The 12759-nt window shown below is 34.0% G+C and carries 10 protein-coding genes and 1 other annotated feature; of the genes, 2 read left to right on the top strand and 8 right to left on the bottom strand.

Annotated elements, in window-relative coordinates; genetic code table 11:
- Positions 1–1188: an MFS transporter gene (locus tag ACFCYN_RS05785; RefSeq protein ID WP_172447150.1), complete on the bottom strand. Its 1188-nt coding sequence runs from the start codon at positions 1186–1188 to the stop codon at positions 1–3.
- 69 nt (positions 1189–1257) lie between these two features.
- Positions 1258–2661, bottom strand: coding sequence for a dipeptidase PepV (gene pepV / locus ACFCYN_RS05780; RefSeq protein WP_375948093.1), 1404 nt, complete (start codon positions 2659–2661; stop codon positions 1258–1260).
- Positions 2662–2967: 306 nt separating this feature from the next.
- On the opposite strand from pepV, the gene ACFCYN_RS05775 reads away from it, so the two are divergent.
- Positions 2968–3168 (top strand): DeoR family transcriptional regulator, encoded by a 201-nt coding sequence (locus ACFCYN_RS05775; protein ID WP_056473526.1) that lies wholly within the window; start codon positions 2968–2970, stop codon positions 3166–3168.
- 143 nt (positions 3169–3311) lie between these two features.
- Here ACFCYN_RS05775 and ACFCYN_RS05770 read toward each other — a convergent pair whose 3' ends face one another.
- The gene (locus ACFCYN_RS05770) at positions 3312–4034 is read right to left on the bottom strand and encodes a pseudouridine synthase (protein ID WP_375948091.1); all 723 of its coding nucleotides are present in this window, start codon (positions 4032–4034) and stop codon (positions 3312–3314) included.
- Between the two features lie 171 nt (positions 4035–4205).
- A complete protein-coding gene (locus ACFCYN_RS05765) occupies positions 4206–5825 on the bottom strand; it encodes a putative polysaccharide biosynthesis protein (RefSeq protein WP_375948089.1) in 1620 nt (539 codons plus the stop codon).
- Between the two features lie 238 nt (positions 5826–6063).
- On the opposite strand from ACFCYN_RS05765, the gene ACFCYN_RS05760 reads away from it, so the two are divergent.
- Complete coding sequence (locus ACFCYN_RS05760) at positions 6064–7335, top strand: BaiN/RdsA family NAD(P)/FAD-dependent oxidoreductase (protein ID WP_375948087.1); 1272 nt, start codon at positions 6064–6066, stop codon at positions 7333–7335.
- A 232-nt stretch (positions 7336–7567) separates the two neighbouring features.
- On the opposite strand, the gene ACFCYN_RS05755 is transcribed toward ACFCYN_RS05760, so the two are convergent.
- The 4 genes from ACFCYN_RS05755 to ACFCYN_RS05740 form a co-directional block, all read right to left on the bottom strand.
- A complete protein-coding gene (locus ACFCYN_RS05755; RefSeq protein ID WP_172447145.1) occupies positions 7568–7783 on the bottom strand; it encodes a DUF2553 family protein in 216 nt (71 codons plus the stop codon).
- 188 nt (positions 7784–7971) lie between these two features.
- A complete protein-coding gene (locus tag ACFCYN_RS05750; protein ID WP_375948085.1) occupies positions 7972–8268 on the bottom strand; it encodes a rhodanese-like domain-containing protein in 297 nt (98 codons plus the stop codon).
- A gap of 437 nt (positions 8269–8705) precedes the next feature.
- Complete coding sequence (gene leuS / locus ACFCYN_RS05745; protein WP_375948083.1) at positions 8706–11123, bottom strand: leucine--tRNA ligase; 2418 nt, start codon at positions 11121–11123, stop codon at positions 8706–8708.
- Positions 11124–11199: 76 nt separating this feature from the next.
- Positions 11200–11416: a binding site (T-box leader), on the bottom strand.
- 65 nt (positions 11417–11481) lie between these two features.
- Positions 11482–12681: an MDR family MFS transporter gene (locus ACFCYN_RS05740; RefSeq protein ID WP_172447142.1), complete on the bottom strand. Its 1200-nt coding sequence runs from the start codon at positions 12679–12681 to the stop codon at positions 11482–11484.
- Positions 12682–12759: the final 78 nt, after the last annotated feature.

The raw sequence follows: 12759 nt of genomic DNA, 5'->3' as shown, positions 1-12759 counted from the left end.
TCATGCAATCTCCTTTTTATGATTAATATTTGAATCCTTTTTTAAGTATTGCATGATACCAACTGCAACTACACTAAGCGTTCCAAATAAAATATAAATTGCTTTAATTGAAAATGCCTCTGATATAAACCCACTTACAAAAGTACAGAACCATTCTCCCATTCCTAAGCCTAAACCAGAATAAATCGTAACGGCTGTTGCCTTTAAAGAATCTGGTGCTTGTTCTCTTACAAATTGGAGAGCCGCAGGAATAAATAATCCAACTGATAATCCTTGTGTAAGACAAGATAAAAATAAGATAGGCATCGGAGGATTGGTAAAATAAAAATACCATCTGAAAGCCGATACTAAAGCAGTTGCAATTAATATATTATATATCCCAAAACGATTAATTAATCGTTTAGCTACTTGTAAAAACGGCGCTTCGCTTCCTGCAGAAATTAGAAAAGCAATACCAACACCTGTTAATGTTCCACCTAAGGATTGAATATATAAACCGAAGTAAGTATTATTTGCACTAATTGGTCCAAAAACTAAAAAGGCACAAATTAAAAATAGCAAAAATCTTTTATTAGATAGCAAAATTGGGACACCCTTTAAGATTGGCTCCCTTTTACTAATGGTCGTAGCATTTGGAATAAAGATTGAAATGCCTAAACCAACTAAAACACAAAATGCAAATATGAAAAATATAATTGCTAAACCAAATAACTCAGCTAATCTTCCCGAAACTAATACAGCAATAGCAAATCCAATTGAGCCATATAATCGAATAGCTCCGTAATTCCCACCAATTTTTTGGACATAATTCAGTGCAATACTATCTGAAAGAGGAATTAAAGCACTTTGTGTCATTGATAACAAGACGACAACAAATAAAAGCATGCCATACGAAGTGATTGTAGAATAGAAAAGTGCAATTACAATTGTGGAGACTTGCGCTATAAGCAACATTTTTTTAGGATTTAGCGTCATGTCACTAAGCATTCCCCATAGAGGCTGTGAAAAAATTGCAACGATCGGCGTAAGCGACATTAAGATACCAATTTGTGAAGTTGACAAATCCAACACATTTTTAAAGTAAGATGAAAGTAACGGTCCTAGTGATCCTATTGCAAAAAATAAACAAAAATAATAGCCCTTAAAAATTAGTAAGATACTATTTTTACGTGCTTGTAATGTGTTCAAAATAATCTTCAACTCCTAAAAACCTACATAAAAAAGGGGAGGAAATTTTCTCCCCTTATTTTTACTATTTTATTTAACTAATTCAGCAATCGCCTGAGCATAAATTGCAATCGCTTTTAATAAATCATCAATTTCAGCATATTCATCTTTTTGATGAGCTACTTCTGGTTTACCTAAGAATAACGGTCCGAAAGCTACGCCTGCACTTAATGAGCGTGCATATGTGCCTCCACCGATTGTTAATAATGTCGCTTCTTCACCTGTTTGCTCTTCATATACTTTTTGTAAAGTTTGAATTAAAGGATGATCCTTAGGTACATGGTGAGGGGTTGAATTTTTAATTTCATTATACTCAAAGCTAAACTTATTTCCACGTTCAGTAAGTGTTGAAATAACAAAGTCTATATCAGTTGTCACTGGGTAACGTAAAGTTAACCCAAATGTACCACCTTTATTTTCTTCGTATTGCATGATCCCTAAATTAATTGTTAAATCTCCAGTAATATCATCATTAAACGCAACACCCATGTTTTTACCACGAGAATCACCTTTGAAGTTTTCAACGATAAAGTTTAAGAAACGATCAGCATTTACATTAAAACCAAATTGGTTTAAGAAGCTTGCTAATGCAATACCAGCATTTTTACCTTTATCTGGCTCCATACCATGAACTGATACGCCTTCTACAACTAAAACTTGTTTGCCGTTTTCTTCAGATATTTGAGCTTTACAACCTAATTCACTAATGTGTTTTGTAAAAGCTTCTTGATCAAAGCTTGGTCCTGAAACGATTGCTTTTGCATGATCAGGTACCATGTTTACTCTTCTACCTGAAGAGAATGACACTAATTTATACTCACTCTCATTATCTTCAGTTAATTGTACTTGGTTGAAGTTAATATCTAATATTCCCTTTTCAGCGTAAATAATCGGGAAATCTGCATCTGGAGCAAAGCCCATCGTAGGCATTTCTTCATTTTCAAAGTAATGATCTACACAACGCCATTGACTTTCTTCATCTGTTCCAAGGATCATTCGTACACGTTTATTAATAGGCAGCCCTAATTCTTTTACAATCTTCATCGCATAATATGCAGCCATTGTAGGACCTTTATCGTCAATTGCACCTCGTGCATAAATATTTCCATCTTTAATAATTGCATCAAATGGATCATGAGACCAGCCATCACCAGCAGGTACTACATCTAAGTGACAAAGAATACCTACTAATTCTTCACCGCTTCCCATTTCTAAGTGGCCAGCAAATCCATCAACATTTTTTGGAATAAAACCGTCTTTTTCACCTAAATTTAACATGTATGTAAGTGCTTCATTAATCCCTTTGCCCATCGGTGCTTCTTTTGAAATTGTTGACTCATCATATACACTTTCAATATTCAGAAGCTCCATCGTTTGCTTAAGGTAGTCTTCTTTACGTTTTAATACTTCTTCCATCCAATTAATTTGTGTCATAGAAATACCTCCTTTAATATAAATAGTTTAACATCTTTTAAAATTTAAACATAATTTATTCATAAATGGAACGAAAAAAGAAGGAATATGACACTCTTTGTAGAATATATTACCTTAAACTTGCAAAATGATTACGTTTGCGCAAATTTTCATTAAATTTTTGTATTATTTTCATAAATTTCGTTATGAAACTACCGAAAAAGAGTAAAATGAAAATATAAGCTTTCTAGTAAAATACTTAACTAACCTGTTATGAAACAATGCGGTAGGTAAAGGAGTGGTTTTTTGAATTCTGGAACTTCTCGAATGCTGACTCGAATTAAAGCCATTTACATGTATATTAGTGAAAATGGCACCGTTTCTACAAAAGACCTAGTGGAGGAGTTTGGTATAACACCTAGAACAATCCAACGAGATTTAAACATTTTAGAGTTTAATAATCTAGTTTATAGTCCAAGTAGGGGAAAATGGGCCGTAACAGGGAAAAAAGTAAAAGCTTCTTCTTAAAAAGAAAAACAAAAACCCATGATGTCTTGTCTGACGTCTTATCAAGGGTTTTTGTTTTTCTTTTGGCTCTCGTCTTCATTACATTAATTCATATGCACAAATTTAGGAATTGTAAAAATCAAAGCTCACATTCCCTACATCTATTATTTTTCTTCGTTAACAGACTTTAACATGTCGATCTCTTCATCAGTTAATTCTCTATATTCACCTAACTCTAAATCCTCATCTAATTTTAAAGGACCCATCTCAAGTCTTTTTAAATAAGTAACTGTCTTTCCGACTGCTTCAAACATTCTTTTTACTTGATGGAACTTACCTTCCATAATAACTAATTCTATTTCTGATTCCGCTCCAGATTTAAGAATTGTTAAATAACCTGGTTTCGTCAAATAACCATCTTCTAAAGTTACACCTTTTTCAAATGCTTTAATGTCGTCTTCCGTTACAATTCCATCAATCGTTGCGTAATACTTCTTTGGTACATGTTTTTTGGGAGAAAGTAATTGATGCGCCAAATGACCATCATTCGTTATTAATAACAAACCTTCTGTATCCTTATCTAAACGACCAACTGGGAATGGTTCGAAAATTATATCTTCATATTCTAATAATCCGATAACTGTTTCATGTTCTGAATCTTCTGTAGCAGATATAACACCTGGAGGCTTGTTCATCATTAAATACACAAATTCTTTATACTCTACTACTTCACCGTTTACCGTTACTACTTGTTGTTCAATATCTACATGCTCTTTTGGGCTTTTGACAATATTGTCCCCTACTTTTACAACACCTTGTTTTAGTAAAGATTTAACTTCTTTCCTACTTCCATATCCCATATTGGATAAAATTTTATCAATTCTCATTAACTAACACCTTTTCTTTCTAATTAAAAATTAAAGAAAACCCACCGATTGGCAAGACTTTTGTAACGATGAAAGCTTTGATGCACCTATTACTATTCATCTGCCGGTATTTTTTCTTTCTTAATGTGTAAAAAAGGTGAACCACTCCTAAAAGACGGTTCACCATATGTTTTATCCTCTTTTTCCGAACTTAAAACGATTCTGCAAGCGAGTACCTAATATAATTTCAAATAAATTAAATTTATATGCAACTCCTAGATAAACTACCGCTCCGATCACTGCACCGATGATAATTAGGAACATTGAAATAATTCGACCATCTTTATAAGTCCAAAAGAAGCCTAATAAATATTCAACGCCAAAAACTGCTGCAGCCATTAATAATGATAAAATAATCATAAAGAATATTCGTCTAAACACTCTATTGAATGAGAAATTAGCGTGTTTACGGATATAATAGAAATTATATACGATTGAAAATAAATAGCCTAATGCTGTCGCTAATACTGCACCATATGTCTCAAATGCATAAATTAGTGGTACATTCAACACTATTTTTATTATTACTCCGCCAACTAAACCAATAATCGCATATTTTTGTTTATCTAAACCTTGTAATATTGCCACATTTACTGTGAAAAGTGAGTAAAGTAAAGCTACTGGCGCATAAAAACCTAAAATACTTCCACCAAGTGTACTTTTTTGATAAAAAGCACTATAAATTGGTTCAGCCAATACCGAAATACCTACTACAGCAGGGAGAGTTAAGAAAAACACAACCTGGTAGGTCTGGGTAATTTGACTTTGTAGTTTTTTATGATTGTTATTTACGAATGCTTCAGTGATTGCAGGTACAAGTGTTAAACCGAATGCTGTTGCTAGTGAAACTGGAATCATAACTAGTTTGTGACTCGTGTATGAAAACATTACATAAGTATTCTCTGCAATATCTTTTAATCCAATGGCTTCCATTGCCCTATTGTAAGTAAATTGATCAACTAATTGATATAACGGGATTGCAAGTCCAACAAATACATACGGAATTGAATATGAAAATAATTCTTTAAACATTACTATTTTAGTCGGATAAATTAATCCTTTTGATTTCGGGAGAAGTTCATCTAAATGTACTTTTCGTTTTTTCCAATACCAAAGTAAGTTTAAAATTCCACCTACAGCACCGATCGTAGCTGCAAATGTTGATAAACCAACTGCTTGAGTAATTGTTCCACCAAATACTTTTAGGATTAAATAACTTCCAACTAAAGTAAATACAATACGAACAATTTGTTCAATTAACTGAGAAACAGTAGTTGGACCTGTTGATTGATGTCCCTGGAAAAAACCCCTATATAAACTTTGAGAAGGTACTAAAATTAATGCAGTACTAACTATTCGCATAACTGATACTACATCTTCTACACTATTACCTTTCGAATCCTTTGGAATCATAAGCGGTGCTATATAAGGTGCAATAATATACAGTGTTAAAAATGACAGAATACCTGTACAAATTAGGAGCAACTGACTTGCGTGGAACAGCCTCCTACTTGTTTCATATTCTTCGATTGCATTGTATTTTGAAACGAACTTTGCTACAGCTAACGGAACACCTGCAGTAGCTATACTGATAAATAATGTATATGGAACGTAACCATAATTATATAATGCAGACCCCTTTGAACCAACTAACGCATAAAAAGGGAATGTATAAATCATTCCGAGAAATTTTATTAAAAATGTACCAGCAGTTAATATGAAGGTACCTCTTAGCAATTTTGAATCTGACATAAACTGCCTCCTACTATTTCGATCAAACCAACTAATCTATCTTACCATATCATATAAAAAGAAAAAATTAAAAATTAGTAACAAGTTGGAGCTTACATGAAATAATGTTAAAATTTAAAAACAGATAAAGCAGGAAAATAAAGATATACAGGAAAATCAAAACATGGATATTATAACCTTTTAGATTTCTCTTGCTCATATAATAATAGATACAAAAATTAACGAAAGTAGTGAAATAATGAATTATGATGTAATAGTAATAGGTGGCGGAACTTCTGGTCTGATGGCTGCAATTAGCGCTGCTGAAAACAAAGCTAAAGTACTTTTACTTGAAAAAGGAAATAAATTAGGGCAAAAACTACTTATTTCAGGTGGTGGACGCTGTAATGTAACGAATCGATTACCAGTAGAAGAAGTTATTAAACATATACCTGGAAATGGCCGTTTTTTATATAGCGCATTCTCTATTTATAATAACGAGGATATCATACAGTTTTTCGAAAAGATGGGGGTCGCTTTAAAAGAAGAAGATCACGGAAGAATGTTTCCTGTTTCGAATGATTCAAAATCAGTATTAAATGCATTAATTCAAAAACTAAAAAAACATCATGTCGATATACAAATTAATCGAAAAGTTAAAGAAGTACTCTATGAAGAAGGAAAAGTAGTAGGCATCTTACTTGATGACCAAACTGTTATACACACCAAAAGTGTTGTTCTTGCAGTTGGCGGAAAGTCTGTACCTCATACAGGTTCAACAGGCGACGGTTATGCATGGGCAAGAAAAGCTGGGCATACAATTACAGAGCTATTTCCAACAGAAGTACCGATCACTTCAAGCGAAGACTTTATTCAAAATAAATCATTACAAGGTCTTGCTTTAAGAGATATAGAATTAAGTGTACTGAACCCAAAAGGGAAAAAAGTTATAGCACATAAAATGGACATGCTATTTACTCATTTTGGAATTTCTGGCCCTGCTGCTTTAAGATGTAGCCAATTTGTATATAAAGTCCAACAAAAATTTAAAACAAAAAATGTCATGATGGCTATTGATTGTTTCCCTGACCAAAATGAAGAAACACTATTTCAAGAAATGAACTATATCCTAAAAGAGGAACCTAAAAAATCCATTAAAAATGTACTAAAAGGATTTGTTCCAGAAAGATATTTATTATTTTTACTATCAAAATGCGGTATTGATGAAGCCACTCCTTGTAATGAAATTGCCGCTATAAAATTAAGAGAGCTTGTCCAATCCTTTAAGAGCTTTACATTTGCAGTAAACGGAACTCTTTCAATTGAGAAAGCATTCGTCACAGGCGGAGGAGTCTCTACAAAGGAAATACATCCAAAAGAAATGTCATCAAAAATAATGAACGGCCTATATTTTTGTGGCGAAATTCTAGATGTACATGGATATACTGGTGGATACAACATTACTGCTGCGTTTGTAACGGGTAGACTAGCAGGAGCTTCAGCTGCCGAGTATTCAAAAACAAATTTCTAATATAAACAAAGGACCGAACGAATACTTTTTTTCGCTAGGTCCTATTTTCATTCCATATAGAAAAGCATAAGATTTGTTTATTAATAAACTTATTAAATACAAAACTGTTATTTCTAAAACGAATGATCATGCCCCTATTCAAAAAGCGATCCAACTGTTTTTCTAAATTTTTCTTATGCTTTTCGTCTAATATATTTTTCTTTGGCACAAATCCACCGTCCCTAATTTAAGGTCAAAGGCGAGCACTCGATTGTTCGTGTTGCAAATTCACTAATAAATAAAATCGTCCATCCTCTTCAACATAACCATCTGCCAATTGAAAAGATTGGTTTAAATCTTTAAAGAAAAACTTACCTATTAAATACTTTGATGAATACAATTCCATATGCCCATCTTTAAATTTACCTATTACTTTATCAGTAATATCAATTTTCAATGTTTTAGGCAAATCAACCCCCTCCTTTCTAACAAGCAAGGCCTCAATGAAAAAATATATGAGGTTCTACTTTAATATATGTCACAACTACATGGTTAATATACCTAACTCAAAAAAACATTAGCCCATTTAATCATGACAAAAAAAAAAACCAACGAAATCGTTGGTTTTTAGTGCAGTAGACAAAGTAAAAAAATTATTTATTCTACTTCGCCTTCCCAGGCCATCATACCGCCTTCCATATTAATCGCCTTATAACCTAGCTCATTTAAATACTCACAAACATTCTCACTACGAACGCCTGCCTTACAAATGAAAATGTATTCAAACTCTTTATTAAAGACATCTAATTTATTAGGAATTTGCCCCATTGGAATATGTACTGCTTCCGGAATTTTACCGTACTCAACCTCATAATCCTCACGTACATCAACTAAAAATAGCGTTTCACCTGCGTCTAAACGCTCTTTAACTTCATTTGCTGTAATTGAATTCATAATTGCACATCCTCTCTATATAGCAACATCTTAACAACTAATTAAGATCTATGCAAAAAGTACGTCTAATTGGAAAATCCTGTAGAAAAGGCGTAATTTGCAAGACTTTTTTCAAACCCTTCTTACAGATCGCAAATGCTTCTGGAATACCTAATTGTAAGGGGTATCTTAACAGAGTTTTTCACTTGAAGCCTAACTTATCAATCTATTTTATTGATAAATAGCTAATTTTAATCTTATTTCGCATCATTTGAGACAGTATTATCGTTATTTGCAATTATGCTGGATTCAATTGCGATTTCCTAATTTTAATTCCGTTTCTCCCCTTGGTTTACGATGCTCTACTTTTATTACAAAGTAGCTTTTCAATTTTTGCCTACGAAAAAAGAGGGTCCCTATAGAAAGTTATACTTTCGGGACCCTCACATTTTGTTTATTTAGTTAGCAACAATATTAACTAATTTACCTGGTACAGCAATAATTTTACGAACAGTTTTTCCTTCAACTTGTTCCTTAACTGCATCGTCTGATAATGCAATTTGCTCCATTTGCTCACGAGAAGCATCTTTGGCTACAAGTAATTTTGCTTTTACTTTACCGTTAATTTGTACTACGATTTCAATCTCATCTTCTACAAGCTTAGCTTCATCGTATGCTGGCCATGTAGCATATGAAATTGAATCGCTATGACCTAATTTACTCCAAAGTTCTTCACCAATATGCGGAGCTACTGGTGCTAATAGTTTAGCGAAACCTTCAACCATTTCTTTTGGTAATTGATCAGCTTTATATGCTTCATTGATAAACACCATCATTTGTGAAATAGCAGTATTAAAGCGTAGACCTTCAAAGTCCTCTGTTACTTTTTTCACTGTTTGGTGGTATGTTTTATCAAGACTGCTTGAAGTAACACCTTCAACAATTTTATCTGATAGCTCTTCGTTATCCGTGATAAACAAACGCCATACTCGGTCTAAGAAACGACGAGAACCGTCTAATCCATTTTCTGACCAAGCGATTGATGCATCTAATGGGCCCATGAACATTTCGTATAAGCGTAAAGTATCGGCACCATGGCTCGCTACGATATCATCAGGATTTACAACATTCCCTTTTGACTTAGACATTTTTTCATTATTTTCCCCTAAGATCATTCCTTGGTTGAAAAGTTTTTGGAATGGCTCTTTAGTAGGAACTACTCCTAAATCGTAAAGGAATTTATGCCAGAAACGAGCGTAAAGTAAGTGAAGAACTGCATGCTCTGCTCCACCAATATATACATCAACTGGTAGCCAATGCTTTAGTAATTCTGTATCTGCGATTGCTTCGTTATTAGTTGGATCAATATAACGTAAGTAATACCAGCAGCTTCCGCCCCATTGTGGCATTGTATTTGTTTCACGTCTTCCTTTTTTACCTGTTACTGGATCTACTACATTAACCCAATCAGCAATATTTGCTAATGGTGACTCACCAGTACCACTTGGACGGATGTCTTCAGTTTTCGGAAGAATTAATGGTAGCTCTTCATCAGGAACAACTGTCATCGTACCATCTTCCCAGAAAATTACTGGAATCGGTTCTCCCCAATATCTTTGACGAGAGAATAACCAATCACGTAGACGATAAGTAACTTTTTTCTCCCCTGCTTTTGAAGAATCTAACCACTCGATCACTTTTGTAAGTGCTTCTTCTTTATTTAATCCATTTAAGAAATCAGAGTTAACATGTTTGCCATCGCCAGCGTAAGCTTCTTTTTGAACGTCTCCACCTTCAACAACTTCAACGATTGGTAATTTAAATTTAACTGCGAATTCGTGATCGCGCTCGTCATGTCCGGGTACTGCCATAACTGCACCAGTTCCATAACTTGCAAGTACGTAATCAGCAATCCAAATTGGAAGTTTTTCGTTATTTACAGGATTAACTGCATAAGCTCCTGTGAAAACACCTGATTTATCTTTCGCTAAATCAGTACGCTCTAAATCACTTTTCGATTTAACTGAATCGATATATGCTTCAACAGATTCTTTTTGATCAGCAGTAGTAATTTTACTTACTAAATCATGTTCTGGAGCTAATACAACATAAGTTGCACCAAATAATGTATCAGGACGAGTTGTAAATACAGTTACCTTTTCATCGAATCCATCAACATTAAAGTAAACTTCAGCACCTTCAGAACGTCCAATCCAGTTACGTTGCATTTCTTTTAAGCTTTCAGGCCAATCTAATTCTTCTAGATCTTCTAATAAACGGTCAGCATATGCTGTGATTTTTAAGATCCATTGTTTCATTGGACGACGCTCAACCGGATGTCCCCCACGCTCACTTTTTCCATTGATTACTTCTTCGTTAGCTAAAACTGTACCAAGTGCTGGGCACCAGTTAACTGGAATTTCATCAACATAAGCTAATCCTTTTTCAACCATTCTTAGGAAAATCCATTGAGTCCATTTGTAATAGTCAGGATCAGTAGTATTAATTTCACGATCCCAATCATATGAGAATCCTAGTGCCTGAATTTGGTTACGGAACGTATTAATATTCTTTTCAGTAAACTCAGCTGGATCATTACCTGTATCTAAAGCATATTGTTCTGCAGGTAGACCAAACGCATCCCAACCCATTGGATGAAGTACATTATAGCCTTGCATTCTTTTCATTCTTGAAAGGATATCTGTAGCTGTATAACCTTCAGGGTGACCAACATGTAATCCCGCTCCAGATGGATAAGGGAACATATCAAGTGCATAAAATTTCGGCTTGCTTGTATCGTCAGTTGTTTTAAACGTTTTATTTTCTAACCAATACGATTGCCATTTTTGTTCAATAGAACGATGATTAAAACTCATATTATAGCCTCCTTATTTCATATAAATGGCTCGGCTGTGGCTCGCGCTTTAAAAAATAAAAAAATCCCCCCATCCCAAAAGGGACGAGAGGATTTCCCGCGGTACCACCCAAATTAATGTAAAAATACATTCACCTGTTTCCGTAACGTGGAACACGACATTTATTACTTGGTAATAACCGTTCACAAATGTGGCTTATGGGCGAGTTCATGAATAGAATGGATTGACTTTCACCAGCCGTCAACTCTCTAAACCTCTTCACATTCACTACTATTCCCAATCATTGCCGATCATTTAGATTTAATTTATACCATTTTATTATAACCAAAGAAAAAGGTCAATTATACATCGCCTATTTTTAAGAAGCCAAAGTTTGATTTTCAACTTTTACTACCTTTTTTGCTTGTCTTTCATAAAGAACAGAGAAAATCATACTAATACCTAAAAAGACAACTAATACAATAAATAATACTCTCATATTAAATGTATCAACAACTGCTCCACCTATTACAGGTCCTAACATTCTCCCTACAGTCGCTGCGCTATTCACAATCCCTTGGTACATTCCAACACGATCTTTTGGTGCAAGCATGTTAGCGATTGTTGGAACCGCTGGCCAAACAAACATTTCCCCAATTGTTAAAATAATCATACCAGTCATAAACATTGAGAACTGCTGAGCTGTGCTCACAAAAATCGTTGATGCAATAAAGAATCCAATCCCAAATAGCATTTGCTTTCTCATACTTAACTTATATTTACGAATAGTACTTGAAATAATTGGTTGAGCTAATACAATAAGCGCACCATTTATAGTCCATAATAGACTATATTTTTTTAATCCTATGTGGAGGTTTTGCATTTCAGAAGCAATAGTAGTTTGCCATTGAACATAAACTAACCAACATAATACGTACGCACAACAAACAATCATTAAAGCCTTCATTGAAGGAGTAAATGAAAATCTTTGTTTTTTGGACTGATCAACTTGGATTTCATTTACGACTTTAGGAACTCCAATATCTCTAAATCCAAATAGAGCGACTAGAAAGAAAACAATATATAATAGCAAATTAGCGGAGAAAATATAATTAATATTAAAGTCTGCAACAATTCCACCTAAAGCCGTCCCAATCGCAACACCAAGATTTTGAGCTACATAGATTGCATTAAAAGCTTTACGACCACCTTCTGGCCATGCTGCTCCAACCATCGCGTACATTGAAGGAAATACAATTCCGATTCCAAACCCTAATACTACAAAGAAACAACTATAAAATGTCCAAGAATGATTAATAACCAAACCTAAGATTGACAAAAATGTAATACTAATACCAGTTAGGATTGACCTATATCCCCCAAATTTATCAAATAGCCAGCCACCGAGCATATTTCCAAATACACCAGCCAATGAATTAAACATTAAAATAAGCCCTGCAACAGACAAGGACTTTCCTAAATACGTATGGATATATACTGTATTGAATGGCCATAAGAAAGAATTACCTGTTACATTTAAAATCATACCGATTAACAAAAACCATAGTTTTTTTGGCATCCCTTACTCCCCTCAAAGCTGTCCCTTTTTATCTATTTTTATCTCGTTAACTCATTAATTGTAGAGGAGAATCTACCT

This window comes from Gottfriedia sp. NPDC056225 (genome assembly GCF_042267765.1).
GTDB lineage: Bacteria > Bacillota > Bacilli > Bacillales > Bacillaceae_G > Gottfriedia.
This window is presented reverse-complemented; position numbering and strand designations above follow the sequence as displayed.